Origin of the sequence: Aromatoleum sp. (assembly GCF_032027225.1) — a bacterium.
Classification (GTDB): domain Bacteria; phylum Pseudomonadota; class Gammaproteobacteria; order Burkholderiales; family Rhodocyclaceae; genus Aromatoleum.
In genome coordinates, this window is the sequence record NZ_JAVSMM010000012.1 from 35,366 (window position 1) to 61,637 (window position 26,272).

The 26,272-nt window shown below is 67.0% G+C and carries 27 protein-coding genes and 1 other RNA gene; 6 read left to right on the forward strand and 22 right to left on the reverse strand.

Annotation, left to right across the window (positions count from 1 at the left end; translation table 11 throughout):
• Positions 1–4 precede the first annotated feature (4 nt).
• Positions 5–439 carry a DciA family protein gene (locus ROZ37_RS13755; protein ID WP_312660105.1) on the forward strand — a complete coding sequence of 145 codons (435 nt, stop codon included), beginning with the start codon at positions 5–7 and terminating at the stop codon, positions 437–439.
• 5 nt (positions 440–444) lie between these two features.
• On the opposite strand, the gene ROZ37_RS13760 is transcribed toward ROZ37_RS13755, so the two are convergent.
• From ROZ37_RS13760 to rsmI, 21 genes are all read right to left on the reverse strand, one after another.
• Positions 445–633, reverse strand: a complete 189-nt coding sequence (locus ROZ37_RS13760) for a hypothetical protein (protein ID WP_312660106.1) — start codon at positions 631–633, stop codon at positions 445–447.
• 5 nt (positions 634–638) lie between these two features.
• Positions 639–1,559, reverse strand: coding sequence for a UDP-3-O-acyl-N-acetylglucosamine deacetylase (gene lpxC, locus ROZ37_RS13765; RefSeq protein ID WP_312660107.1), 921 nt, complete (start codon positions 1,557–1,559; stop codon positions 639–641).
• 194 nt (positions 1,560–1,753) lie between these two features.
• On the reverse strand, positions 1,754–2,893 hold the full coding sequence (ftsZ, locus tag ROZ37_RS13770) for a cell division protein FtsZ (protein WP_312660108.1): 1,140 nt from the start codon (positions 2,891–2,893) through the stop codon (positions 1,754–1,756).
• 142 nt (positions 2,894–3,035) lie between these two features.
• A complete protein-coding gene (ftsA, locus tag ROZ37_RS13775; protein ID WP_312660109.1) occupies positions 3,036–4,265 on the reverse strand; it encodes a cell division protein FtsA in 1,230 nt (409 codons plus the stop codon).
• On the reverse strand, positions 4,262–5,098 hold the full coding sequence (locus ROZ37_RS13780; protein WP_409449963.1) for a cell division protein FtsQ/DivIB: 837 nt from the start codon (positions 5,096–5,098) through the stop codon (positions 4,262–4,264). The genes ftsA and ROZ37_RS13780 overlap by 4 nt, the downstream gene beginning before the upstream one ends.
• On the reverse strand, positions 5,091–6,005 hold the full coding sequence (locus ROZ37_RS13785) for a D-alanine--D-alanine ligase (RefSeq protein WP_312660253.1): 915 nt from the start codon (positions 6,003–6,005) through the stop codon (positions 5,091–5,093). Before ROZ37_RS13785 ends, ROZ37_RS13780 begins: the two co-directional genes overlap by 8 nt.
• 29 nt (positions 6,006–6,034) lie before the next feature.
• The gene (gene murC, locus ROZ37_RS13790) at positions 6,035–7,450 is read right to left on the reverse strand and encodes a UDP-N-acetylmuramate--L-alanine ligase (RefSeq protein WP_312660110.1); all 1,416 of its coding nucleotides are present in this window, start codon (positions 7,448–7,450) and stop codon (positions 6,035–6,037) included.
• Positions 7,447–8,529, reverse strand: coding sequence for an undecaprenyldiphospho-muramoylpentapeptide beta-N-acetylglucosaminyltransferase (murG, locus tag ROZ37_RS13795; RefSeq protein WP_312660112.1), 1,083 nt, complete (start codon positions 8,527–8,529; stop codon positions 7,447–7,449). The genes murC and murG overlap by 4 nt, the downstream gene beginning before the upstream one ends.
• Before the next feature lie 79 nt (positions 8,530–8,608).
• A complete protein-coding gene (ftsW, locus tag ROZ37_RS13800) occupies positions 8,609–9,838 on the reverse strand; it encodes a putative lipid II flippase FtsW (RefSeq protein ID WP_312660113.1) in 1,230 nt (409 codons plus the stop codon).
• On the reverse strand, positions 9,835–11,232 hold the full coding sequence (murD, locus tag ROZ37_RS13805; RefSeq protein ID WP_312660114.1) for a UDP-N-acetylmuramoyl-L-alanine--D-glutamate ligase: 1,398 nt from the start codon (positions 11,230–11,232) through the stop codon (positions 9,835–9,837). Before murD ends, ftsW begins: the two co-directional genes overlap by 4 nt.
• On the reverse strand, positions 11,229–12,317 hold the full coding sequence (mraY, locus tag ROZ37_RS13810) for a phospho-N-acetylmuramoyl-pentapeptide-transferase (protein ID WP_312660116.1): 1,089 nt from the start codon (positions 12,315–12,317) through the stop codon (positions 11,229–11,231). Before mraY ends, murD begins: the two co-directional genes overlap by 4 nt.
• A 2-nt stretch (positions 12,318–12,319) precedes the next feature.
• The gene (murF, locus tag ROZ37_RS13815; protein ID WP_312660119.1) at positions 12,320–13,720 is read right to left on the reverse strand and encodes a UDP-N-acetylmuramoyl-tripeptide--D-alanyl-D-alanine ligase; all 1,401 of its coding nucleotides are present in this window, start codon (positions 13,718–13,720) and stop codon (positions 12,320–12,322) included.
• Positions 13,717–15,225 (reverse strand): UDP-N-acetylmuramoyl-L-alanyl-D-glutamate--2,6-diaminopimelate ligase, encoded by a 1,509-nt coding sequence (locus tag ROZ37_RS13820; RefSeq protein ID WP_312660122.1) that lies wholly within the window; start codon positions 15,223–15,225, stop codon positions 13,717–13,719. The genes murF and ROZ37_RS13820 overlap by 4 nt, the downstream gene beginning before the upstream one ends.
• On the reverse strand, positions 15,222–16,970 hold the full coding sequence (locus ROZ37_RS13825) for a penicillin-binding protein 2 (protein WP_312660124.1): 1,749 nt from the start codon (positions 16,968–16,970) through the stop codon (positions 15,222–15,224). Before ROZ37_RS13825 ends, ROZ37_RS13820 begins: the two co-directional genes overlap by 4 nt.
• Positions 16,971–16,980: 10 nt before the next feature.
• On the reverse strand, positions 16,981–17,274 hold the full coding sequence (gene ftsL / locus ROZ37_RS13830) for a cell division protein FtsL (RefSeq protein WP_312660127.1): 294 nt from the start codon (positions 17,272–17,274) through the stop codon (positions 16,981–16,983).
• A complete protein-coding gene (gene rsmH / locus ROZ37_RS13835) occupies positions 17,271–18,209 on the reverse strand; it encodes a 16S rRNA (cytosine(1402)-N(4))-methyltransferase RsmH (RefSeq protein ID WP_312660254.1) in 939 nt (312 codons plus the stop codon). Before rsmH ends, ftsL begins: the two co-directional genes overlap by 4 nt.
• A complete protein-coding gene (gene mraZ, locus ROZ37_RS13840) occupies positions 18,206–18,649 on the reverse strand; it encodes a division/cell wall cluster transcriptional repressor MraZ (RefSeq protein ID WP_312660130.1) in 444 nt (147 codons plus the stop codon). Before mraZ ends, rsmH begins: the two co-directional genes overlap by 4 nt.
• A 267-nt stretch (positions 18,650–18,916) precedes the next feature.
• Positions 18,917–19,329: RNase P RNA component class A (gene rnpB, locus ROZ37_RS13845), an RNA gene on the reverse strand.
• Positions 19,330–19,351: 22 nt separating this feature from the next.
• The gene (locus ROZ37_RS13850; protein ID WP_312660132.1) at positions 19,352–19,774 is read right to left on the reverse strand and encodes a hypothetical protein; all 423 of its coding nucleotides are present in this window, start codon (positions 19,772–19,774) and stop codon (positions 19,352–19,354) included.
• Positions 19,775–19,784: 10 nt separating this feature from the next.
• Positions 19,785–20,819, reverse strand: coding sequence for a dihydroorotase (gene pyrC / locus ROZ37_RS13855; protein ID WP_312660134.1), 1,035 nt, complete (start codon positions 20,817–20,819; stop codon positions 19,785–19,787).
• Between the two features lie 98 nt (positions 20,820–20,917).
• The gene (rsmI, locus tag ROZ37_RS13860; protein ID WP_312660136.1) at positions 20,918–21,694 is read right to left on the reverse strand and encodes a 16S rRNA (cytidine(1402)-2'-O)-methyltransferase; all 777 of its coding nucleotides are present in this window, start codon (positions 21,692–21,694) and stop codon (positions 20,918–20,920) included.
• Positions 21,695–21,766: 72 nt separating this feature from the next.
• Between rsmI and ROZ37_RS13865 the strand changes: the two genes are divergently transcribed.
• The 3 genes from ROZ37_RS13865 (at position 21,767) to ROZ37_RS13875 (ending at position 23,505) form a co-directional block, all read left to right on the forward strand.
• On the forward strand, positions 21,767–22,189 hold the full coding sequence (locus ROZ37_RS13865) for a YraN family protein (protein ID WP_312660138.1): 423 nt from the start codon (positions 21,767–21,769) through the stop codon (positions 22,187–22,189).
• 81 nt (positions 22,190–22,270) lie between these two features.
• A complete protein-coding gene (locus ROZ37_RS13870; RefSeq protein ID WP_312660140.1) occupies positions 22,271–22,867 on the forward strand; it encodes a phosphoheptose isomerase in 597 nt (198 codons plus the stop codon).
• A complete protein-coding gene (locus ROZ37_RS13875) occupies positions 22,864–23,505 on the forward strand; it encodes a BON domain-containing protein (protein ID WP_312660141.1) in 642 nt (213 codons plus the stop codon). Before ROZ37_RS13870 ends, ROZ37_RS13875 begins: the two co-directional genes overlap by 4 nt.
• 111 nt (positions 23,506–23,616) lie before the next feature.
• Here ROZ37_RS13875 and mpl read toward each other — a convergent pair whose 3' ends face one another.
• On the reverse strand, positions 23,617–24,978 hold the full coding sequence (gene mpl, locus ROZ37_RS13880; RefSeq protein ID WP_312660143.1) for a UDP-N-acetylmuramate:L-alanyl-gamma-D-glutamyl-meso-diaminopimelate ligase: 1,362 nt from the start codon (positions 24,976–24,978) through the stop codon (positions 23,617–23,619).
• A gap of 94 nt (positions 24,979–25,072) precedes the next feature.
• On the opposite strand from mpl, the gene ROZ37_RS13885 reads away from it, so the two are divergent.
• A complete protein-coding gene (locus ROZ37_RS13885) occupies positions 25,073–25,678 on the forward strand; it encodes a hypothetical protein (RefSeq protein ID WP_312660256.1) in 606 nt (201 codons plus the stop codon).
• On the forward strand, positions 25,675–26,244 hold the full coding sequence (locus ROZ37_RS13890) for a TlpA disulfide reductase family protein (RefSeq protein ID WP_312660145.1): 570 nt from the start codon (positions 25,675–25,677) through the stop codon (positions 26,242–26,244). The genes ROZ37_RS13885 and ROZ37_RS13890 overlap by 4 nt, the downstream gene beginning before the upstream one ends.
• Positions 26,245–26,272 lie beyond the last annotated feature (28 nt).

Sequence of the window (26,272 nt, forward strand, 5' to 3'; positions counted from 1 at the left end):
ATCGATGACTCAGCTGATCCAGCGTTTTCTCGGCAGTGGCGACGCGCTCGCGCGGCTCCGCGACCATGCCGCCCGCCTGCGGCGGCTGCAGACGGTGCTCGAGCAGCACGTGCCGCCGGCGCTTGCGACTGCGTGCTCGGTCGCGAACCTGAAGGGCGACACGCTCGTGCTGCTCGCGCACGGCGGCGCCGTCGCCGCGCGACTGAAGCAGATCGCGCCGACGCTGGCCGAACAGTTCGCCGCCGCCGGACTGCCGGTGAAGAGCGTGCAGGTCAAGGTCAGGATCATCGAGCAGCACGACGCGCCGCGACCGCCGCCCGAGCGGAAGCTGTCGGACGTCGGGCGCCGCAGTCTCGCCGACTTTTCGGAATCGCTGCCGGCGGACTCGCCGCTGCGCGAATCGCTCGAACGGCTGATCGCGCGTAGCCGCGGCGGCTGAAACGCTCACGCGAGCGGCAGAAAGACCCGCTCCAGCGCCAGCAGCGCGAGAAACACGAACACGACGATCAGCGCGGCGCGGAAAAAATTCCACGCCCACACGCGATAGCGCGGGTTGCCGGTGAGCATCCAGGCGATCAGCGAACCGCCGATCCCGATCAGCGCGAGAACGCCGAAAAGCCGGATGACGAGCATGATCCTCAGCCCGCCGGCACGAGCTCGAACTGATGAGTCACCGCCGCGGGCGTCGAAGCGGTCTTTTCGAACGTGACGATTTCCCACGCCGAGCGATCCTCGAGCAGCACCCGCAGGATCTGGTTGTTCAGCGCGTGCCCGGCCTTGTGCGCGCTGTACGCGGCGAGCAGCGGATGGCCGCACAGGTAGAGGTCGCCGATCGCGTCGAGCACCTTGTGCTTGACGAACTCATCGACATAGCGCAGCCCGTCCGCGTTCAGCACGCGGTATTCGTCCATCACGATCGCGTTGTCGAGGCTGCCGCCGAGCGCCAGGCCGTTGGCGCGCATCATGTCGACGTCCTGCATGAAGCCGAAAGTGCGCGCGCGGGCGACGTCGCGGACGTACGACTGCTCGGCAAAATCCACGGTCACGCTCGTCGACGTCTTTTCGATCGCGGGGTGGTTGAAGACGATCGAGAATGTCAGGCGGAAACCGTCGTAAGGTTCGAGCCGCACCCACTTGTCGTCTTCACGGTATTCGACAGCCTTCTTCACGCGCAGGAAGCGCTTGGGCGCCTTCTGTTCCTCGATGCCCGCCGATTGCAGCAGGAAGACGAACGGCCCGGCGCTGCCGTCGAGGATCGGAATCTCGGGGGCGTCGACGTCGACATGGAGATTGTCGATGCCCAGACCGGCCAGGGCCGACATCAGGTGCTCGACGGTGCCGACTTTCGCGCCCTCGCGCTCGAGCCCGGAGCACATTCGCGTGTCGCAGACCGAGTACGGGTCGGCAGGCAGGTCGACCGGCGGAGTCAGGTCGACGCGATGGAAGACGATTCCGGTGTTCGGCGCCGCCGGACGGAGCACGAGTTGGACCTTGCGTCCGCCGTGCAGGCCGACGCCAGTGGCCTTGACGATCGATTTGAGGGTGCGCTGCCGCATCACTTGTTAATTTCCTGTTTCACGCCAGCAGTTTATCACGAGGCTTCGACGCGCCGGACCGGTGCCCGTCGCAGCCGCGAGGCAACAATCAATTGCGCGAAGCGTGCGCCGCGTGACGAAATGGCGACGGGCGCCCGATGCGGACCGGAGGCAGCGGTCCGCATCGAGGCGCCCGTCGGGCGCGACGCAAAAACGACTCAGTCGGCCTGCTTGCGCAGGAACGCCGGGATGTCGTAAGTGCCCATGCCGTTCGCGCTCATCGCTTCGACCGTCGTGCGCCGGCCGCTGCGGATTACCGCGGGGACGTCGAGGTTTTGCGTGTTCATCGTGCCCATCGACGGTCCATACGTGCCGGTGCCCTGCACGATCTGCATCACCGGCTGGCGCGCCGAGCGCGGCGAACCGAGACCGGTCGCGACGACCGTCACCCGGACGGTGTCTTCCATCGACTCGTCGAACACGGTGCCGTATTTGACGAAGGCTTCGGGCGCCGCGAACGCCTGAACCGTCTTCACCGCGTCGCGCACTTCCGACATTTTCAGCGAGCGGCTCGCAGTGATGTTGATCAGCACGCAGCGCGCGCCGGACAGTTCGGTCCCTTCGAGCAGCGGGCTCACCGCGGCCTGTTCGGCGGCGATCCGCGCGCGATCCATGCCCGACGCTTCGGCCGAACCCATCATCGCGCGGCCCATCTCGCCCATCGCGGTGCGAACGTCCTGGAAGTCGACGTTGACGAGGCCCGGCACGTTGATGATTTCGGCGATGCCGCCGACGGCGCTGCGCAGCACGTTGTCGGCCGAGCGGAAGCAGTCCTCGAAGCCGGCGTCGTCGCCGTAGACTTCGAGCAGTTTGTCGTTGAGCACGATGATCAGCGAGTCGACGTGGCGCGTGAGCTCCTCGACACCGCTCTCGGCGACGCGCAGGCGGTTCTCGAAGTCGAACGGCTTCGTGACGACCGCGACCGTCAGGATGCCCATCTCGCGCGCGATCTCGGCGACGACCGGCGCCGCGCCCGTGCCGGTGCCGCCGCCCATGCCGCCGGTGATGAAGCACATGTGCGCCCCCTCGAGCGCGGCGGCGATCGCGTCACGCGAATCCTGTGCTGCGGCGCGACCGGCTTCGGGCTTCGAGCCGGCACCGAGGCCGGAGCTGCCGAGCTGGATCTTGTTCGGCGCGAGGCAGCGCTTGAGCGCCTGCGCGTCCGTGTTCGCGACGATGAATTCGACACCGTGCACGCCTTCGCGAATCATGTGATCGACGGCATTGCCGCCGGCCCCACCGACGCCGATCACCTTGATGATCGTGCCGGTCTGCTCCCTCTCAACGATTTCAAACATTTGCCGCGCCTCCTGTAGAACTGCTGTAGCGACCTGAATCCCCAGCCGGACCCATATCTAGTAAAAACCGCGAATCTTATTACTAAATGCGGGCCCGCCACAGGTACTCATTTCAAATTTTCCGGACCACTCGTCCACCCTGTCAGAAATTCTTTTCGAACCACGATTTCATGCGTCCGAACATCTGGCGCACGCTGCGCGTCTCCCGCGCGAGAATCCCGCGCCGGCGTTGCGCATATCCTTCCATCACGAGCCCCATCGCCGTGGCGTAACGCGGGTGACACACGACGTCGGCCAGTCCGCCCCCGTACTGCGGCGACCCGATGCGCACGGGCATGTGGAACACTTCCTCGCCCAGTTCGACCATGCCGGCCATCACCGACGAGCCGCCGGTCAGCACGATGCCCGACGACAACAGTTCCTCGTAGCCGCTGCGGCGCAGCTCGGCCTGCACGAGTTCGAACAGTTCGGAGACCCGCGGCTCGATGACGTCCGCGAGCCGCTGACGCGACAGCGGACGCGGCGGCCGATCCCCGACGCCGGGCACCTCGATCATTTCTTCGGGGTCGGCGAGCGTGTGCATCGCGACGCCGTGGCGGATCTTGATTTCCTCGGCCTCCGACGTCGGCGTGCGCAGCGCCATCGCGATGTCGTTCGTGATCTGGTCGCCGGCGACCGGCAACACCGCGGTGTGGCGGATCGCGCCGTGCGTGAATACCGCAATGTCGGTCGTGCCGCCGCCGATATCGACGAGACAGACGCCGAGGTCCTTCTCGTCCTCGGTCAACACCGCGTAGCTCGACGCGAGCGGCTGCAGGATCAGGTCCATCACTTCGAGCCCGCAGCGGCGCACGCACTTGATGACGTTCTGCGCCGCCGACACCGCGCCGGTGGCGATATGCACCTTGACCTCGAGCTTCACGCCGCTCATGCCGATCGGCTCGCGCACGCCGCCCTGGCCGTCGATGATGAATTCCTGCGTCAGGATGTGGAGGATCTGCTGTTCGGCCGGGATCGGCATCGCGCGCGCGACCTCGATCACGCGCTCGACGTCCATCGGCGTGACCTCCTTGTCCTTGATCGCGACCATGCCGTTCGAGTTGAAGCTCTTGATATGGCTGCCGGCGATCCCGGTATAGACATCGCGGATCTTGCATTCGGCCATCAGCTCGACTTCCTGGATCACGCGCGAGATCGCGTCCACGGTCGCTTCGATGTTGACGACGACGCCGCGCTTGAGGCCGCTCGTCGGCTGCGTCCCGAGCCCGATCACGTTCAGGCGCCCGTCGGGCCGCGCCTCGGCCACCATGCAGGTGACCTTCGCGGTGCCGATATCGAGTCCGACGATCAGGTCCTTGTATTCCTTCGTCATTTCTTGCCTTTCGATCCTTTTTCTTCCGCCACGGGAGTGAGGGCGAATCCGCTCGGATAGCGCAGATCCGCCATCGCGATCTGCACACCTATGCTTTCCTGCGCCTGCGGCCACGCCGAGACGAAGCGTTCGAGCCGTTGGTCGATCGGCGCCTTTTCCTGGTCGCGACCAAGGACGATGACCATGCCGTCGGCGAGCCGCAGCTGCCACGCTTCGCGCGCGGACAATTCGACGCCGACGAGGCGGACACCGAGCGGCGCGAGCGTCTGGTTGAACTCGTGGTACTTCGCCTGCAGGTACGCGGCCGACCCCTGCGGGCCGGAAAACGCCGGCATGTCGGCGTTGCTCGCGGCGACGAAGACTTCGCCCTGCTTGTTGACGAGTTGCGATTCGCCGCTGTCGGACACCGTCCAGTACGCCATCGCCTGATGCTCTTCGAGCCGCAGCTCGAGGACGTCCGGCCAGCGCCGCCGAACCTCGGCGCGCCGCACCCACGGCAGCTTCTCGAATTTCGCGCGCACCGCTTCGAGGTCGACCGAGAAGAAGTTGCCGCGGATGGCGGTGCGGGCGGCATATTCGAGCTGCGAACTCGTGACTTGCGCCGGCGGCGTCAGCACGACCACTTCACGCAGCGGAAAGAGCGGCCGGGACATGAACCAGACGACCAGCGCATACCCGAGCGCGACCGCCGCGAAGAGCATCAGCAGGTCGGAGACGAGGTTCAGCAGCCCCGGCTTGTGCCACAGGCCCTCGCGTTCGCGCGCGCGCGACGGCGCCCGGCGGATGCCGGGCACGCGTTCGGCACTCGCGGAGCGGGGGCGGAAGTCAGCCAAGGCGCGCCCCTTCGAGGATCGCGAGGCACAGCTCGGTGAAATCCATGCCGGCGACCTTTGCCGCCATCGGCACCAGGGAATGGCCGGTCATGCCGGGCGACGTGTTCATCTCGAGCAGATACGGCCGGCCGTCGTCGGTCAGCATCAAGTCGGCGCGGCCCCAGCCGCGGCAGCCGAGGACTTGCGCGCTCTTCATCACGAGCGCCTGCAGCGCCTGCTCCTGCGCGGCCGGCAGGCCGCTCGGACACAGGTAGCGCGTGTCGTCGTTGAAGTACTTGTTCTGGTAATCGTATTTGCCGTCCGGCGCCTCGATGCGGATCACCGGCAGCGCGCGGTCGTCGAGGAACGGAATCGTCAGTTCGGCGCCGCTGATGAATTCCTCGGCGATCACGAGATCGTCGAAGCGCGCGGCGAGTTCCCACGCGGCCTTCAGCTGACCGGCTTGGACGACTTTCGTCGCGCCCATGCTCGAACCTTCATGCACCGGCTTGACGAAAATCGGCAGCCCGAGGTCGGTCGCCACCGCCTCCCAATCCGTATCGGCCGTCAGAATCGCGTAGCGCGGTGTCGGCAGACCGCAAGCGGCCCACACCATCTTCGTGCGCCACTTGTCCATCGCGAGCGCGGAGGCCATCACGCCGCTGCCGGTGTAGGGAATCGCCAGCAGCTCGAGCATCCCCTGTACCGTGCCGTCCTCGCCGCCGCGCCCGTGGAGCGCGATGAAGGCGCGCTCGTAAGCCTGCTCCTTCAGCACATGCAGATCCTGCTCCGCCGGGTCGAAGCCGTGCGCGTCCACGCCGGCAGCGCGCAGCGCCGCGAGCACTGCGTTCCCCGACATCAGCGAAACGTCCCGTTCCGCCGACGTGCCGCCGAGCAGCACCGCGACCTTTCCGAACTTCCGATTCACTTTCATCCCGTCAGCATCGCCGGCGCCGTTCACGCCGGCTCCTCGCCACTCGTCAGTTTTCCGGGCACGGCTCCGATCGAGCCCGCCCCCATCGTGATCACCACGTCACCGTCCTGGACCGCCGCGAGGACCGTCGCGGGCATCTCCTCGATGTCCTCGACGAACACCGGCTCCGCCTTGCCCGCGACACGGATCGCGCGCGCGAGCGAGCGCCCGTCGGCGGCGATGATCGGCGCTTCGCCTGCGGCATAGACTTCGGCGAGCAACAGCGCATCGACCGTCGACAGCACCTTGACGAAATCCTCGAAGCAGTCGCGCGTGCGCGTGTAGCGGTGCGGCTGGAAGGCAAGGACCAGGCGGCGTCCCGGAAAGGCCCCGCGCGCGGCGGCGAGCGTCGCCGCCATCTCGACCGGGTGGTGGCCGTAATCGTCGACGAGCGTGAAACTGCCGCGTTCGGCGCCGCTCTCGTCGCGCAGCGCGACTTCGCCATAGCGCTGGAAACGACGGCCGACGCCGCGGAATTCGGACAGCGCCTTCACGATCGCGTCGTCCGTGGCCTGCAGTTCGGTGGCGACCGCGATCGCCGCGAGCGCGTTCAGCACGTTGTGCATCCCGGGCAGATTCAGCTCGATCGGGAGCCGGGTTTCGGACCCGTTGACGCGGACAACGTCGAACAACATGCGTCCACTGTCGGCACGCACGTTCTCGGCCCGGATCGTCGCGCTCTCCGACAGGCCGTAGCGCACGATCTGCTTCGATACGAGCGGCATGATCGAACGCACGTGCGGATCGTCGTCGCACAACACCGCGACGCCGTAGAACGGCAAGTGCTGCAGAAAGTCCACGAACGCCTGCTTGAGCCGCGCAAAGTCGTGACCGTAGGTATCCATGTGGTCGGCGTCGATATTCGTCACGACCGAGATCACCGGCGTCAGCAGCAGGAAAGATGCATCCGACTCGTCCGCCTCGGCGACGAGGAAATCGCCCTTGCCGAGTCGCGCATTCGCGCCCGCCGCGTTGAGCTTGCCGCCGATCACGAAGGTCGGATCCATGCCGCCTTCCGCGAGAATGCTTGCGACGAGCGAAGTCGTCGTCGTCTTGCCGTGCGTGCCCGCGATTGCAATCCCGTGCTTCAGGCGCATCAGCTCGGCGAGCATCTGCGCGCGCGGCACGATCGGCACGTGGCGCGCGCGCGCCGCGACGACCTCCGGGTTGTCGTTGCGCACGGCGGTCGAGATCACGACGGCGTCCGCGTCGAGGATGTTCTCGGCCGAATGGCCGGTCAGCACGCGAGCGCCGAGCGCGCGCAGCCGGCGGGTCGCCGCGTTCTCGCCGAGATCCGAGCCGCTGACGGAATAGCCCAGGTTCACCAGCACTTCGGCGATCCCGCTCATGCCGGCGCCGCCGATGCCGACGAAATGAATGTGCTTGACCTTGTGTTTCACGTATTTCTCCCCGGCCTCGTGCCGGAAGCGAGTTCCTCGCAGACTCGCGCGACGGCTTCGGCCGCGCGCGGCTTCGCAAGCGCGCGCGCCTTCGTCGCCATGTCCTGCAGCCGACCGCGGTCGAGATTTTCGAAAATGCCCGCGAGCCGCTCGGCGTCGAGCTCGGGCTGCGGCAACAGGTACGCGGCGCCGCGGTCGGCGAGGAAGCGCGCATTGCCGGTCTGGTGGTCATCGACCGCGTACGGAAACGGCACCAGCAGACTCGCCGCGCCGACGGCCGCGAGTTCGGCGACCGTCAGAGCCCCCGCACGGCAGACGACGAGGTCGGCTTCGGCGTATTTCGAAGCCATGTCGTCGATGAAGGCCACCAGCTCGCCGTCCACGCCAGCCGCGGCGTACGCGGCGCGAAGCGCGTCGATCTGCTTTGCGCCCGCCTGGTGCGTGACGCGAGGGCGCGCCTCGGGCCGCATCCGCGCGAGCGCCTGCGGCACGGTTTCGTTCAGCACCGCGGCGCCGAGGCTTCCGCCGACGACCAGCAGCTTCAGCGGCCCGCTGCGGCCCGCGAAGCGCTCGGCGGGTTCCGCGACTGCGGTGATGTCCGCGCGCACCGGGTTGCCGACCCAGCCGGCCTTCTTCAAGGTCTCCGGGAACCCCGACAGCACGCGGTCCGCGACGCCGGCGAGAACGCGATTCGCGAGTCCTGCGACGGAGTTCTGCTCGTGCAGCACGAGCGGACGCCCGAGGAGCGCCGCCATCATGCCGCCCGGAAAAGTCACGTAGCCGCCCATGCCGAGGACGACGTCGGGCCGGATCCGGCGCAGCTCGACGAGCGCCTGCCAAAATCCGCGCAGCAGGTTCAGGGGCAGCAGCAGCTTGCGCAAGAGGCCCTTGCCCCGCAACGCGCCGAATCGGACCCACACGAGGTCATAACCGCGCTGCGGCACGATGCGCGCTTCCATCCCGTCCGGATTCCCCATCCACACGATGCGCCAACCCTGCTTGCGCAGTTCCTCGGCGACCGCGATCCCCGGGAAGATGTGGCCGCCGGTGCCGCCCGCCATCACGAGCAGGGTCGTCATGAGCGCCCCCTCAGAGAGGAGGAGATTTGCGTGCGCGCCCCCGCGGGAAAAGCTTGCGGCGCTCCGCGAAACCGCCAAGTCATGAGCGCCCCCTCATGACTTGGCGGTTTTCCCAATCGACCCGCAGGAGGATCGCGAGGGCAAGGCAGTTCGCGACGACGCCCGAGCCGCCGAAGCTCATCAGCGGCAGGGTCAGGCCCTTCGTCGGCAGCAGGCCCATGTTCACGCCCATGTTGATGAACGACTGCACGCCGATCCACAGGCCGATGCCCATCGCGACGAGGCCCGGGAAGTAGCGTTCGAGCTTGACCGCCTCGCGGCCGATGATCAGCGCGCGGTGGATCAGGATCGCGAACAGCGCGATCACGAGCAGCACGCCGGCGAAGCCAAGTTCCTCCGCGATGACGGCGAGCAGGAAGTCCGTGTGCGCTTCCGGCAGATAGAAGAGCTTTTCGACGCTCGCGCCGAGTCCTACACCGAACCATTCGCCGCGACCGAACGCGATCAGCGCGTGCGACAGCTGGTATCCCTTGCCGAACGCGTCCTGCCACGGATCCATGAAACCGAACAGCCGATCGCGCCGGTACGGCGACAGCCATACGAGCAGCACGAAGCCGATCACCGCAACGAGCGCGAGCAGCGCGAACACGCGCACGTTGATGCCGCCCAGAAACAGCACGCCGAACGCGATCGCGGTGATGACGACGAAGGCGCCGAAGTCGGGCTCGCGCAGCAGCAGGAAGCCGACGAACACGATCGTGATCGCCATCGGCAGAAAGCCGCGCCGGAAGCTCCCCATGTCGGGCAGCTTGCGCACGGTGTAGTCGGCCGCATATAGCGCGACGAAAAGCTTCATCAGTTCGGACGGCTGCAGGTTGATGAAGCCGAGCGGCAGCCAGCGCTGCGCGCCGTTGACTTCGCGCCCCACGCCGGGGATCAGCACGACCGCGAGCAGCACGACGCCGCCGAGGAACAGCCACGGCGCGAACTGCTGCCACTGGCGCATCGACAGCTGGAACGCGGCGAGCCCGGCGCCCACGCCGACCGCGAGGAAGAGCGCATGGCGCGTGAGGAAGTAATGCGACTGATAGCCGGTGAACTTGCTGCCTTCGGCAGTCGCGATCGACGAGGAATAGACCATGACCATGCCGATCAGCAGCAAACCGGCCGCCGACCAGATCAGCCACGGATCGAGTTCGCGTAGCGCGTCCGATGGACGCATCAGCCGGTCGACGGCGCGGCTCGTCTGCACGCCGCCGCTCGTCTCGCGCGCCGCGAAAAGTCCGGAGAGTGCCGAGACGATCTTCATGTCGCAACGACTCCCGGCACGCGTCGCACCGCGGCGACAAACACTTCCGCCCGATGCGCGTAATTGCGGAACATGTCGAGGCTCGCGCAGGCGGGCGACAGTAGGACGGCGTCACCGGGCTGCGCGACGACGGCGGCGCGCGCGACCGCGGCGTCCATATCGGCCGCCTTTTCGACCGGGATCCCGGAGCCATCGAGCGCCGCTTCGATCCGCCCTGCGTCACGGCCGATCAGCACGACGGCACGGGCATGACGTGCTGCCGCGTCACGGAGCGGCGTGAAATCCTGCCCCTTGCCGTCGCCGCCTGCGATCAGCACGACGGGCCGTCCGAGTCCTTCGAGCGCGGCGAGCGTCGCGCCGACGTTCGTACCCTTCGAGTCGTCATAGAAAACGACGCCGTCAGCGCGCTGCGCGACCGGCTCGACGCGATGAGGCAGACCCCGGAACGCCGTCAGGCCGGAGATCATCGCATCGCGAGGCAGACCGATCGCCGTCCCCAGCGCGAGCGCGGCCAGCGCATTCGCGGCGTTGTGCAGCCCGGCGATCTTCAAATCGTCCATCCGCACGAGGCGCTCGTCCCCAAGTACGAGCCAGACGCCATCAACGGCGGAAACGAGACCGAAATCATCGGGCGCAGAGGGCGCATCGGTGCCGAACGACGCTGCCCGCCGGCCGGGAAGCCGCATCGCCATCACGCGACGGTCCTGCCGGTTCAGAACCTGCACGCCGTCGCCGGCGAAGATCCGCGCCTTCACCGCCGCATAAGTCGACAGATCGGCGTGCCGATCGAGGTGGTCGTCGGTGACGTTGAGGACGGTGGCCGCGTCGGCATCGAGGCCCACGGTCGTTTCGAGCTGGAAGCTCGACAGTTCGAGCACCCAGCACTCGGGCAACGGGCGCCCGCCGTCCAGGCGCTCCATCAGCACCGTCAGCGCCGCAGGGCTGATGTTGCCGGCGGCGACGGCATCGACACCCGCCGCTTTGCACAGCGCAGCAGCGAGCGTCGTCGTCGTCGTCTTTCCGTTCGTGCCGGTGATCGCGAGGATGCGCGTGTTCTTGCGTGCGTCGAGCGCGCTCAGCGCGTCCGCGAACAGCGTCATCTCGCCGACGATCTCGATGCCGCGCCGGCGCGCTTCGGCGAGCAGCGCGATGCGCGCGTCGATGCCCGGGCTGAGCGCAACGAGATCGATGCCCTCGAGCAGCGCATCGGACAACGGGCCCGCGACGACGTCGGCCGAAGGGGCCGCGGCGCGCAGCGCCTCGAGTCCCGGCGGCGCCGTGCGAGTGTCCGCGACGCGAAGACGGGCGCCATTGCGCGCGCACCACTGCGCCATCGCGAGGCCCGATTCGCCGAGCCCGAGGACCAGAACGGATCTGTCGGAGAGCGTCTTCATCTGAGCTTCAGCGTCGACAGGCCGAACAGCACGAGCATCAGGGTGATGATCCAGAAGCGGACCACGACCTGCGTCTCCTTCCAGCCACTCAGCTCGTAGTGATGGTGTAGCGGCGCCATGCGGAAAACACGCTTGCCGCCGCTGATCTTGAAATAAAGCACCTGCACCATTACCGACAACGTCTCGGCAACGAACAGTCCGCCCATGATGAAGAGCACGATCTCCTGGCGCACGACGACCGCGACGGTGCCGAGCGCCGCACCGAGCGCGAGCGCGCCGACGTCGCCCATGAAGACTTCGGCCGGGTACGCGTTGAACCACAGGAAACCGAGGCCCGCACCGGCGAGCGCGCCGCAGAACACCGCGAGTTCGCCGGCGCCGGCGATGTACGGGACACCGAGGTACTTCGAGAATCCCGCGTGGCCGGCGACGTACGCGAAGATCGCGAGCGCACCGGCGACCATCACCGTCGGCATGATCGCGAGGCCGTCCAGGCCGTCGGTCAGATTGACCGCATGGCTGGTGCCGTTGATGACGAAATACGACAGCGCGACGAAACCGATCATCCCCAGCGGATATGAGACGGCCTTGAAGAACGGCACGATGAGCTCGGTCTGGGCCGGCTCGTTCGCGCTCAGCGCGATGAAGACGGCCGCGCCGAGCGCAATCAGCGACGTCCACAGATATTTCCAGCGGCTCGCGAGGCCTTTCGGGTCGCGATGCACGACCTTGCGCCAGTCGTCGACCCAGCCCACCGCCCCGAAACCGAGCGTCACCAGCAGCGTCACCCACACGTAGTGATTGCGCAGGTCGCCCCACAACAGGATCGTCACCGCGATCGCGATCAGGATCAGCGCGCCGCCCATCGTCGGCGTGCCGGCTTTCGCCAGATGCGTTTTCGGGCCGTCGTCGCGCACGGCCTGTCCGATCTTCTTCGCCGTCAGCCAGCGGATCACCGGCGGGCCGAAGACGAACGAGATCGCGAGCGCGGTCATCGCGGCGAGAACCGTGCGCAGCGTGATGTAGCCGAACACGTTGAAGGTGCGGATATCCTGACCGAGCCAGAGGGCGAGTTCGAGCAGCATGGTTAATTCGTGTCTGGGGAAGGGGCGCTATTGTGCACTGCGGCAAGCGCGTCTGCCACCCGTTCCATCCTCATGAAACGTGAGCCCTTCACGACGGCGACCGTGCTCGGATCGAGCTTGCGCGACAGCGCCGCGACGAGCGCCTCGACGGAGTCGAAATGCTGGCCGCCGTCGCCGAAATTCTTCGCCGCGACGGCACTCATTTCGCCGAGCGCGAACAGCGCATCGACACCCTTGCTCTTCGCGTAGCCGCCGATTTCGTCATGAACCTGCGCGCTCGTCCAGCCGATTTCGCCCATGTCGCCGAGCACCAGCACCTTGCGCCCCGGCGTCGCTGCGAGCACGTCGATCGCCGCGCGCACCGAGTCGGGGTTGGCGTTGTAACTGTCGTCGAGAATCACCGAGCCGTTCATTCCGGGACGGCGCTGCAGCCGCCCGCGCGTGCCGGTGAAGCCCGCGAGCCCCTGCTCGACCGCCGCGAGGCTCGCGCCTGCCGCGAGACAAGCCGCCGCCGCGCCGACGGAGTTACGCGCATTGTGTTCGCCCGGCACCTGCAGCGTCAGAGCCACCCGCCCTTCGGCCGCGTCGATCTCGAGCTGCGAGCCGAGCCCGCGTAACGCGAAATGCCCGACGACATCCGCCTTCGCCGTCAGCCCGAAAGTCACGATGCGACGGCCCGCATTGAGCTCGCACCAATAGCCGGCGTGCGCATCGTCCGCATTGATGACCGCCACGCCGTCCGGGCCGAGGCCGTCGTAGATCGCGCCTTTCTCCTGCGCGATCTGGATCACCGTCCCCATGCCCTTCAGATGCGCGCGCTGCGCGTTGTTGACGATCGCGACCGTCGGTCGGGTCAGCGCGGTCAGGTAAGCGATCTCGCCGGGACGGTTCATGCCCATCTCGATGATCGCCGTGCGGTGGGTTGCACGCAGCGCGAGGAGCGTCAGCGGCAGCCCGATGTCGTTGTTGAGGTTGCCTGCGGTCGCGAGGACCGCTTCGTCCGGGTAGCCATCGAGGCGTGCCTGCGCGCGCATGATCGCCGCGCACATCTCCTTCACCGTCGTCTTGCCGTTGCTGCCGGTGACGCCGATGACCGGGATGTCGAAGCGCGCGCGCCACGCCGCGGCGAGGGTCCCCAGCGCGAGACGCGTGTCCTCGACGACGAGGAGCGGAAGCGGCGCGGCCGCCTGCGTCGCCGCCCACTTGCTGTCGACCAGCGCCGCGACCGCCCCGTCCGCCGCGGCCTGCGCGACGAAGTCGTGGCCGTCGAAACGCTCGCCGCGCAGGGCAACGAAGAGCTGCCCGGCTTGGGTTTTCCGGCTGTCTGTCCCGACCGAGTCGAACCGGCCCTCGCCCGGCGCCTCGACACCGAGGGCTTGCGCCGCTTCCTGCAACGACATCATCGGGAAGTCCCCTGCTTTCGATTCCACGCGAGCAGCGCAAGGCGCGCCTGCTCGATGTCGGAAAACGGCACTCGCACGCCGAGCGTTTCCTGGTACGGTTCGTGTCCCTTGCCGGCGAGGACGACGACGTCGTCCGACCCCGCCTCCCCGATCGCGATGCCGATCGCCTGCGCGCGGTCGACGACCCGTTCGGCCTGCGACCCGGTGCCCTGCACGATCGCGTCGATGATCTTCACCGGATCCTCGCTGCGCGGGTTGTCGCTCGTCACGATGACGCGGTCGGCGAGTTCCCGCGCGACTTCGCCCATCATCGGCCGCTTGCCCGGATCACGGTCGCCGCCGCAGCCGAACACGCAGACGAGCCGGCCGCCGCGGGTGCGCACGGTGTCGCGGACCGATTCGAGCACCTTCGCGAGCGCGTCCGGCGAATGCGCATAGTCGATGACGACCAGTGGTTCAGCGACGCCGCCGACGAGCTGCATTCGCCCCTGCGGCGGCGTGAGCCGCGAGGCGACGCGCAGCACATCGTCAACCGGCAGGTCGCGGGCGAGCAACGCGCCGATGACGGCCATCAGGTTCGATACGTTGAATGGCGCGACCATCCGCACCTGCAGGTCGCTGCGCACGCCCTTCCAGTCGAGCGAGAAGCGCAGGCCCGTCGGCTCGTCCTGCAGTCCGCCGACGACGAGCACGCGCGCGCCGGGAAGCGCTTTCGCCATCGCCTCGTTCAGCGTGTAGCCGATGACCGGCATTCCCTGCGCGACGAGCCGGCGCCCCTGTGCGAGCCCGAACGCATCGTCCAGGTTCAGCACCGCCGTCCGGATGCCGGGCAGGTCGAACAGCTTCGCCTTCGACTCGGCGTAGCGTTCCATCGTGCCGTGATAGTCGAGGTGGTCCCGGGTGAGGTTCGTGAACACCGCGACGTCGAACTCGACCCCATTCACGCGCTCCTGGTCGAGACCGATCGACGACACTTCCATCGCTGCCGCCGCGGCGCCTTCGGCGCGAAAGCCGGCCAGCGTGCGATGCAGTTCGAGCGCATCGGGCGTCGTATTGACGGAGTCGGCCAACTCGCCCGGAAATCCGCAGCCGAGCGTGCCGATGACCCCACAACGCTGGTCGAGATCGGTCAGCGCGCGAGCAAGCCATTGCGTGACGGTCGTCTTGCCGTTCGTCCCGGTGACGCCGACGACCCACAGATGCGACGACGGAGAGGCGTGCACCTCGTGCGCGAGATGGCCGCTGACCCCGCGCAAGCCGGGCACCGCAAAGTTCGGAACGGGCAACGATTCGGCGCGGAATCCACCCGCATCGTCCCACAGCACCGCGGCCGCGCCACGCTCGATCGCCGACGCGATGAAGCGGCGACCATCCGTCGCGAACCCCGGCCAGGCGACGAAAAGATCACCCGGCGCGACGCGACGCGAATCGGCCGTCACGCCACGCGGGCGCACACCGGCGATGCGCAGGCGCTCGAGAATTTCGCGTCCGCGGGCGGCGCTCACATTTCCTCCCGGACGGCCGCGTCGGACTTGCGTGCCATTTGCAGCGGCACGAGCGGCGCGTCGGGCGCGACGCCCAGCGCGCGCAACGCGCCTTCGGTGATCTGCGCGAACACCGGCGCCGCGACGGTTCCCCCGTAATACTGGCCGGCAGAAGGTTCGTCGATCATCACCGCCACGATAAGTCGGGGGTTCGAAACCGGGGCGAATCCGACAAAAGATGAGACATATTTCGCGGTCGTATAGCGCCCGCCTTCGAGCTTGCGGGCGGTTCCGGTCTTGCCCGCGACGCGGTAGCCCGGGATCTGCGCGCGAGTCGCAGTGCCGCCCGGCAGGGTCGCGAGTTCGAGCATCTGCCGCATCGCGAGCGCGGTCTCGACCGAGAAGATGCGCTTGCCCGCCGACGGGGGCGCCTGGAGCCGCGTCAGCGACAGCGGCAGCAACTCGCCGTCGCGCGCGAACGCGAGGTAGGCGTGTGCCATCTGGATCGGACTCACGGAAATGCCGTGGCCGAAAGACATCGTCGCCTGCTCGATCGGCTTCCAGGTCCGCGCCGGGCGCAACCGTCCGCCGGCCTCTCCCGGAAAGCCGAGGTTCAGCGGCGAACCGAAGCCGAGGTCGTTGAACATCCGCCACATCTGCTCCGGCGGCAGATTCAGCGCCAGCTTCACGGTGCCGACGTTCGACGACTTCTGGATCACTTCCGAGACGGTGAGCAGGCCGTGACGGTGCGAATCCGAGATCGTCGCGCGCCCGATCGTGATGCGCCCCGGGGCCGTGTCGATCACGGTGCTGGGCTTCACGTTCCCCTGCTCGAGCGCGAGCGCGACGGCGAAAGGTTTCATCGTCGAGCCGGGTTCGTAGGTGTCGGTGAAGACGCGATTGCGCAACTGCGCGCCGCTGAGGTTCGTCCGATTGTTCGGGTTGTAGGTCGGCGCGTTCGCGAGGGCGAGGATTTCCCCGCTGCGGGCATCGAGAACGACGACCGCGCCGGCCTTCGCCTTGTGCGTCTGCATCGCCTGACTCAGCGCGGAATACGCGAGGTACTGGATCTTCGAATCCATTGCGAGGACGAGATCCTCCCCGTCGCGCGGGGGGCGGATCGCCTCGACGTCCTCGACCACCTGGCCGCGGCGGTCACGAATGACGCGACGCGCGCCGGCTTTGCCGGTCAGCCGCTTGTCGAATGCGAGTTCGACGCCTTCCTGGCCCCGGTCGTCGACACCGGTGAAGCCGAGCATGTGCGCCATGACCTCGCCGCCCGGGTAATAGCGACGGTATTCCTGCTGCTGATGAACTCCGGGAAGGTTCAGCGCGGCGATTTCGCCGGCGAGTTCCGGGGACACCTGGCGCTTGAGATACGCGAAATCGCGGCCACCGCCGAGCCGGCGATTCAGCTCGCCGACGTCGATCTCGAGCAGTTGCGCGAGCTTGCGGGCCTCGGCCGGCGAAAGGCGCGCGTCGGACGGGATCGCCCAGATCGAGCGCACCGGCGTGCTGACCGCGAGCATGTCTCCATGCCGGTCGGTCACACGTCCGCGCGTCGCCGGCACTTCGATCGCCCGCGCGTAGCGCGATTCGCCTTTCGCCTGCAGGAACTCGTTATTGAAGCCCTGAAGGTAGAGCGCGCGCCCCACGAGCGCGAACGAACAGGCGAGCAACCCGAGCATCACCAGACGCGGGCGCCATTCGGGGAGCCCGTTCTTCAGCAGCGGATTGTGATTGAACGTCACTGAACGCCTTTTCATGCCGGCGTCCTCACCGTTTCACGACCGGAGGGGCAGCCACGACTGGCCCTCCGATCGAAATCATCTGCCCCCGGGCGGGCGGACGCATGCGAAGGCGCTCGCCCGCGATCTTTTCGACGCGCGCGTGGGCAGCCCAGGTGCTCTGTTCGAGTTGCAATTGCCCCCACTCGACGTCGAGGCCATGAGCGCGCGTCTGCTCGCGCTCGAGTTCCGAAAACAGCTTGCGCGACTGGTGCTGCGCGGCGACCACGCCGAGCGCACTGCAGACCGCGACCGCCAGCAGGAAAGCATCCACACGGATCATGTCGGCGCCTCCGTCCGTTCCGCGACACGCATCACTGCACTGCGGGCGCGTGGATTGGCCGCAACTTCATCGGCACCGGGACGCTGCGCCTTGCCGACGAGCCGGAGCCGCGGAGCGGGCAACTCGGACGCACGCAGTGGCAGCCGAGCCGGCAACTGCGCCGGGCGCGATTCGTCGCGCATGTAGCGCTTGACGATGCGATCTTCGAGCGAATGGAAACTGATGACGACCAGCCGCCCTCCCGCCTTCAGACGCGCGACCGCGTCAGGCAGAACGGACGTCAGCTCCTCGAGCTCCTGATTGATGAAAATCCGTAGAGCTTGAAAGCTCCGCGTCGCCGGGTGCTGCCCCGGCTCGCGTGTGCGGACCGCTTTTTCCACGATCGCGGCAAGCTGTCGAGTGGTCGCAACAGCCCCCCCTGCCCGAGCAGCTGCAATCGCCTTTGCAATCGCATGAGCAAACCGTTCTTCCCCATAATCCCTGAGCACCTCCGTGATTTGCGCGACCGTCGCGTCGGTCAGCCATTGCGCCACGGTCTGGCCGCGGCTCGTATCCATCCGCATGTCCAGCGGAGCATCAAATCGGAAGCTCATCCCCCGCTCAGGCTCGTCGAGTTGTGGCGACGAGACACCGAGATCGAGCAGCACTCCGTCGACAGCGTCGATCCCGAGGCGAGCGAGTTCTTCATCGAGCGCGCTGAACGGTGCATGCACCACTTCAAGCCGTGAATCGGCAATCGTGCGACCGACCTCGATCGCGCGCGGGTCGCGATCGAACGCGATCAGGCGCCCTTCGGCGCCGAGCTTCGCGAGGAGCGCCTTGCTGTGGCCGCCACGCCCGAACGTCCCGTCGACGTACACGCCGCTCGCCTTGACCGCGAGCGCCTCCACCGCTTCCGCCAGCAGAACGCTGACATGCTGTTGCTCAGCGGTCACAGCGCGAGACTCTCGAATCCTGTCGGAAGCGCGCCGCTCGACAACGCCAGCATCGCCTCCTGCTGTTTTTGCCAACCCGCATCCGACCACAGCTCGAAATGGCTGCCTTGCCCGACCAGCCATACCTGCTTGTCGAGCCCGGCCCACTGACGCGACGACGGCGCAACGAGGACGCGTCCAGCCGCGTCCAGCTCTTCTTCCTGGGCAAAACCGATCAACAGCCGCTTCAGCGATGCCGTCACTGGATCGAGACCGGGCAACGCGGAGACTTGCTGGCGGATTCCTTCCCATGTCGAGCGGGGATAGACGAGAAGGCACTGGTGGGGATGGGCGGTGATGACCAGGGGCGCCCCGTCGGGGACGAGGGAATCACGATGCCGGGCGGGGATCGCAAGGCGACCCTTGGCATCGAGACTGAGCGCGATGGCTCCCTGGAACATTTACCCCCCTGAATTGCGAAAACGAAGCCTCGAATGACACTTCGACCCACTTTTTCCCACTGGTTCCCACTCTAGGGTAAAGGACGTGCACGGTCAAGCCGACGCTTGCGACTTTTCCTTTGTTACACAGTGACTTATGGAAAGCAGGGGGCGACGGCATAAACCCTGAAAAATCAAGGCATATACCGTGTTTTCATGAGAAACGAGGAGAGGTCCGATCCACGGCTTACCGACGACCGGGGATAGCGAAAAATCGCAAATGGAATTAAAGGAAGTCCGCCGATAAGCCGGGTTCTGTCGAGCGGCCGCGGGGTGACCGCGACCGCCGGGCAGTCATTCATCTGGGCGCCGTGTTACCACGGCGCTCGAGCAGCCTACCCGGGAGCAGCGCGAGCAGCGCCATTGCTCCCCTATTTGGCCTTGCCCCGGATGGGGTTTGCCATGCCAGTCCTGTTGCCAGTCCTGCGGTGGGCTCTTACCCGGCAGACTCGCGCCCGCCCGGAGCTTGCGCTCCGCACCATTTCACCCTTGCCTGATCTCCTCGCGGAGCCATCGGCGGTATGCTTTCTGTTGCACTTTCCGTCGCCTCGCGACGCCCGGCCGTTAGCCGGCATCCTGCTCTACGGGGCCCGGACTTTCCTCCACGCACCGAGATGCGCAGCGACTGCCTGGCGAACTTCCGTCGGCGATTATACGCGGACTTCAGTCTCCCGCCCGAACAAAGGCCGCACGCCCGTCCTTGATCCGGAACGTGCCGACCAACGGCCCCGGCGGCGTGTTGGTCGAGTTGTCCCAGTCCTGCACCTGGCACTCGGTCGTGCTGACGAGATACCAGCGCTCGCCCTGCCGCAACGCCCAGAGACGATCGCCCGCTTCGAAGACTTCGATGTCCGTCAATTCGGTCGCGTCGGGGTGGATCGCGACGCGCCGCTGGCATTGCGGCAAACGCGACGCGATCACCGCCTGATTGACCGTATCGGTCCAGAAATACGGTTTCTCGCGAACGAGGATCAACGCGTGCTGGCTGCCGTCGATCATGTAGGCCGTTGCGCTGTTTTCGCACGCGGCGAGCATCGGGAGCGCGGCGGCCGCGAAAATCGAGCGCAAGAGGGCCGGTCGGGTCATCGGGCTTCCTTCACGCGAGGCGCCATGCGACGCACTCACCGGCCCGCAAGGGCACGAGCACGTCGTCGCCGGGATAGTCGTACGCCGCCGGCACTTCCCAGCTGTCCTTGACCAGAGCGATGCGATCCGGATTGAGCGGCAAGCCGTAGAAAGCCGGACCATTAAGACTTGCGAAACCTTCCAGCTTGTCGAGCGCGCCTGCCTGGTCGAACGCTTCCGCATACAACTCGATGCCTGCGTGCGCCGTGTAGCAGCCGGCGCAGCCGCAGGCTGCCTCCTTGGCGCTGCGCGAATGGGGCGCCGAGTCGGTGCCGAGGAAGAATTTGGGATTACCGGAGACCGCGGCTGCGACGAGCGCCCTGCGGTGCGTTTCGCGCTTCAGGACCGGTAGACAGTAGTGATGCGGGCGAATGCCGCCGGCGAAGATCGCGTTGCGGTTGAGCAGCAGATGATGGGCCGTGATCGTCGCGCCGATGTTCGGGCCGCCATCCAGCACGAAACGCGCAGCGTCGGCCGTCGTGATGTGCTCGAACACGATGCGCAGCGCCGGAAAGCGCGCCGCGAGCGGCGCGAGGACGCGTTCGATGAAGACCTGCTCCCGATCGAAAACGTCCACGTCGGGGTCGGTCGCTTCGCCGTGCACGCACAGCACCATGCCGAGCCGTTCCATGCGCTCGAGCACGGGATACACCTTGTCGATCGCCGTGACGCCCGCATCGGAGTTCGTCGTCGCACCCGCCGGATAGAGCTTCACCGCGATGATCGCGCCGCTCGCCTTCGCACGCTCGATCTCGTCGGACGCGGTATTGTCGGTGAGGTACAAAGTCATCAGGGGTTCGAAATCCAGGCCCGCGGGCACCGCCGCCAGGATACGGGAACGGTACGCGAGAGCCTGCTCCGTCGTCGTCACCGGCGGTCGCAGGTTCGGCATGATCAGCGCGCGGCCAAAACGGCGGGCGGTGTGCGGCACGACCGTAGACAACGCATCGCCGTCGCGCACGTGCAGGTGCCAGTCGTCGGGGCGGATCAGGGAAATCGTTTGCATGGTCTCGATGGAAAAAAGATCGATCGGGCAGGCCGCATTCGAGAACGACGTTCGGAACTGAAATAAGTCGTTACTCGGCGCTCCGATTATAGGCAGCTTCAGCCGGCCTTGAGTTCGAGCGCGCGGGCGTACAGCGCGTTCTTCGGAGCTCCGGTGATTTCCGCGGCGAGGCGCGCCGCGGTCTTCACCGGAAGCTCCGCGACCAGCAGCGCGAGCACCTTCTCCGCCTGGGCGTCGAGTCCTTCCACTTCGGGCGCCGCGGACACGATCAGCACGAATTCTCCGCGGCAACGGTTCGGATCCTCGGCGAGCCACGCTCCCGCCTCGGCGAGCGGCAACCGGACGATCTGCTCGTAGAGCTTGGTCAATTCGCGCGCAATGACGATCTCGCGCACCGGCTCGAGCACCGCAGAGAGATCCGCGACGCACTCGGCGATCCGGTGCGGCGATTCGTAGAATACGAGCGGGACGGCGATGTCCCGCAAAGCCTCGACCGCCGCGCGACGGCCGGCCGCGCGCGCCGGCAGGAAACCGACGAAATGAAAGCCGCTGTCGACGAATCCCGACGCGGACAGCGCCGCGATCGCCGCACACGCCCCGGGCACCGGGACGACCGGGAATCCCGCTTCGCGCACACGCGCGACCGCCCGCGCCCCCGGGTCCGAGATCGCCGGCGTGCCGGCATCGCTGATCAACGCGACCTGCTTTCCGTCCTCGAGCATCCGGATCACCTGGCCGACGGCCGCCTGCTCGTTGTGTTCGTGCAGCGGAAAGAGGCGCGTGCCGATCGCGAGCGCATCGAGGAGCCGCTGGCTGTGCCGCGTGTCCTCCGCCGCAATCGCGTCGACGCCCGCCAGGACCGCCTGCGCCCGCATGCTGATGTCCTGCAGATTCCCGAGCGGCGTCGCCACCACATACAATGACGGTGTACTGGACAGGGACGATGGATGATGGGACATGAGGCCGCCGGGGGCAAAATCTGGAAGGCGATTGTCGGTCGCGGATCGGGAACGACGCAAGCGCGGGGCGGCGCGGCCGAAGCGGCGGCGGAGCGCTTTCTCGGTCGGCACGGCGTCACCGTCCTCGGACGCAACGTGCGCTGCCGCGGCGGCGAAGTGGATCTCATCTGCCTCGACCGCGGCACCGTCGCGTTCGTCGAAGTCCGATTGCGCAGCAACCCGCGCTTCGGCGGCGCGGCCGCGAGCATCACTTTCTCGAAACAGCAGCGCGTCGTTCTCGCTGCGCGATGGTGGCTCGCCGGAGCGGGCCGACGTTATGCGGATTACCCGTGCCGCTTCGACGCCGCGCTGCTCTCGTGCGTCGATGACGCGGGCGTCGAGTGGATTCGGGGCGCGTTCGACGCGAGTTAGCGGCGCAATGGGCCTCCGAGCCGCCAAATCGGCGCGCATGCTAGACTTTGCCCCCGACGAAGTGACCCGAGAGACTCCTACATGGACCTCATCCATCGCATTTCACGCCAGTTCGAGGACAGCGCCCGCGTCAAACTCGACGCGATCGAAGCCCTTGCGGCCCCGATTGCCGGCGCGGTCGAGATCATGACCGGCAGCCTGCTGAACAACGGCAAGATCCTGTCCTGCGGCAACGGCGGGTCGGCGGCCGACGCCCAGCATTTCGCCGCCGAACTCGTGAATCGTTTCGAGATGGAGCGCCCGCCGCTCGCGGCGGTCGCGCTGACGACCGACACGTCCACGCTGACGTCGATCGCCAACGACTACGACTACAACCAGATTTTCTCGAAACAGGTCAGTGCCCTCGGACAACCCGGCGACGTGCTGCTGGCGATCTCGACGAGCGGCAACTCGCCGAACGTCATCGAAGCGATCACTGCCGCACACGAGCGCGACATGCGAGTCATCGCGCTGACCGGCAAAGGCGGCGGCCGCATCGGAGAGATGCTCGGCGATCACGACATCCACCTGTGCGTGCCCGCCGACCGCACGGCGCGCATCCAGGAAGTTCACCTGCTCGTCCTGCACTGCCTGTGCGACGGCATCGATTGTCTGTTACTTGGAGTAGAAGACGAATGAGCAAGCAAGGCGCATCCGGCAGCCGCAGGACCCTTCTCCTCGGCCTGACCGCCGCAGCAACACTGCCCGCCCTGCAAGGCTGCTTCCCGCTGGTGGCCGGCGGAGTCGGAGTCGGCGCCGCGATGGCGGCCGACCGGCGCACGTCGGGCGCCTACGTCGAGGACGAAGGGATCGAGTGGCGGGCGTCGAGTGCGATTCGCGATCGGATGGGCGACGCGGTGCACGTCAACGTCACGTCGTTCAACCGCAACGTGCTGCTCACCGGCGAGGCACCGTCGGAAGCGCACCGCGCCGAAATCGAGCGCGTCGTCAGTCGCGTGCCGAACGTGCGCGGCATCACGAATGAGGTGCAGATCGCGGGCATCTCGTCGCTGACTTCGCGCAGCAACGACTCGGTCGTGACGTCGAAGGTTAAGGCGCGCTTCGTCGACGCGGCGACGTTCGGCGCCAACCACGTGAAGGTCGTCACCGAAGCGGGCACTGTGTACCTGCTCGGACTGGTGACGCGCCGCGAGGCGGACGCGGCTAGCGATGTGGCGCGCCGGACCAGCGGCGTGCGGAAAGTCGTGCGCGTGTTCGAATACATCACCGACGACGAAGCCCGGCGGCTCGAAGGCCGCTCGACGTCCTCGCAGTAAGCGCTCGACGGGCGACAGCGCGGCGCCGTCGCCCGCCTGAGGAAGAAATCCGGGGACTCCAGCTCTCGTAGGGCGCGACGACGACGAAGCGCGCGCCCTTCGTCTGCGCTGCTACGCGGCGCGCCGACGGCGCTCCAGCGCCGCGAGCAGCTTGTCGTGGATCCCGCCGAAACCACCGTTGCTCATCACGAGGACGTGATCGCCGGCTTGTGCATCGCGGGCGATGCGCGCGACGAGGGCATCCAAATCGTCGAACGTGACCGCGCGATCTCCGAGCGGCGCGAGTGCACCCGCCGCATCCCAACCCAGCCCGTTCGCATAGCAGTAGGTGAAATCGGCGAGCGCCAGGCTTTCCGGCAGCCGCTCCTTCATCACGCCGAGCTTCATCGTGTTCGAGCGCGGCTCCAGCACCGCCAGAATCCGCCCCTTCGGCTCCCGGCGACGCAAGCCCTCCACCGTCAGCGCGATCGCCGTCGGATGATGCGCGAAGTCGTCATAGACGGTGATATCGTCGACCGCCCCGCGCTTCTCCATCCGCCGCTTGATGCCTTCGAAGCGGGCGAGACTTGCGATCGACTGCGCGGGCGTGACGCCGACGTGCCGGGCCGCGGCGATCGCGGCCAGCGCGTTGCTGCGGTTGTGACTGCCGGCCATCGGCATCGCGACTCGTCCGACCACCGCGCCGTCGAGGCTGAATACCGCCTCCGCCTCGTCGCCGCCAGGCGCCGCGGACCATTTCGCACCTTCGCCGAACCATTCGAGCTCCGACCAGCATCCGCGCGCGAACACCCGCTCGAGGCTCGCTTCGGCGGCGTTGGCGATGATCCGGCCCGACGCGGGAATCGTGCGCACGAGATGATGAAACTGGGTTTCGATCGCCGCGAGGTCAGCGAAAATGTCCGCGTGGTCGAACTCGAGGTTGTTGAGGATCGCCGTGCGCGGGCGGTAATGGACGAATTTCGAGCGCTTGTCGCAGAACGCGGTGTCGTATTCGTCCGCCTCGATGACGAAGAACGGCGAATCGGTGAGGCGCGCCGAAACGCCGAAATTCCCCGGAACGCCGCCGATCAGGAAGCCGGGATTCAGGCCGGCGTCTTCGAGCAGCCACGCGAGCATCGACGACGTCGTCGTCTTGCCGTGCGTGCCGGCAACCGCGAGCACCCACCGCCCCTGCAGCACGTTGTCCGCGAGCCATTGCGGACCGGACACATACGGCAGGCCGCGATCGAGAATCGCTTCGAGCAGCGGGTTGCCGCGCGAAATCGCGTTGCCGACGACGAACACGTCGGGCTCGAGCTCGATTTGCTCTGCGGCGAACCCTTCGGTCAGGCGGATGCCCTGATCCTCGAGCTGGGTGCTCATCGGCGGATAGACATTCGCGTCGCAGCCGGTCACGGTGTGGCCGGCGGAGCGCGCGAGCAGCGCTATGCCGCCCATGAAGGTCCCACAGATGCCGAGTATATGGATGTGCATGAAGACTCCGAAAACCGCGGCCTGCAACGTTCCTGAAAAGCCCGCGTGTAGAATGGGCGGCATTCTACATCGACGGCTTCCCGGACTCGCGACCATGCCTTCTCGCGCGAACCTTTCCCGACCCGGAACCCTGCGGCGCGAAATCGCTGCCTTGGCTGCCCGCATGATGGCCGAGGACGGTATCAGCGATTTCGGGTTCGCGAAGCGAAAGGCCGCGCGCCAGCTCGGTGTGAGCGAAACAGAAGCGTCGCTGCCGAACAATGCCGAAATCGAGGCCGAGCTGCGCGCGTGGCAGGCGCTCTACCAGGACGAGGAGCAGGCCGAGCGCGTGCACGAAATGCGCCGCACCGCAGTCGAGGTCATGCGCCTCCTCGACGAATTCCGCCCCTATCTCACCGGCGGCGCGCTCGACGGCACCGCGGGGCGTTACACCGAGGTGGAGATCGAGCTGTATCCGGAGAGCACGAAGGAGGTGGAGATCTTCTTCCTGAACGAAAACCTCGCTTACGAGCATCGCGAACCGCGCCGCGGAGCGCCCAACGCTCCCGAAGCGATCCTCGTGTTCGACTGGGATCACGTGCCGGTGCGACTGTCCCTGTACGACGCGAACGCGGAACGGAGCGCCCGGCGCAGCGACGTGCGGGCACGCCTCCCCGCCGTGGAAGCCATGCTGCGCGCCGGCGAGCCGCCTGCCGAATGAAACGGCCTACCCGCCTCCTCGCTATCCTCGCGGTCGCCGGCGTCGCCGGCGTCGCCGGATACCTGACGCGTGAGCTCAGCCGAAGCGATACGGCCGGGGTCGAAGTCCCGGCCGACGCGGGACGCGCGTTGCTCGCGACCCGGCTGCCGGACGCCGATGGGACCCTGCAGGCGTTGGAGCAGTGGCGCGGCAAGGTGCTGATCATCAATTACTGGGCCACCTGGTGTCCGCCGTGCATGAAGGAAATTCCTGACTTCGCGAGCGTGGCCCGGGACTTCGCCGACAAACCGGTGCAGTTCGTCGGAATCAGCATCGATCGCGTCGAGAACGTCAAGGCATTCGACGAGCGGATCGACGTCCCCTACCCGTTGCTGATCGCCCCACCCCAGGCGCTCGAAGCCACCGCGCGACTCGGCAACACCGCCCAGGCGCTTCCTTTTACCGTGATCCTCGACGCACGCGGCGAGATCGGGCACCTCAAGCTCGGCGTCTTGAACAAGTCCGAACTAGAAGGCAAAATCCGCGCACTGCTGACGAAGAACACCCGGTCAGACTCCGCGCAATAGTGGACAACAGGTAGCGAACTGCGGCAAA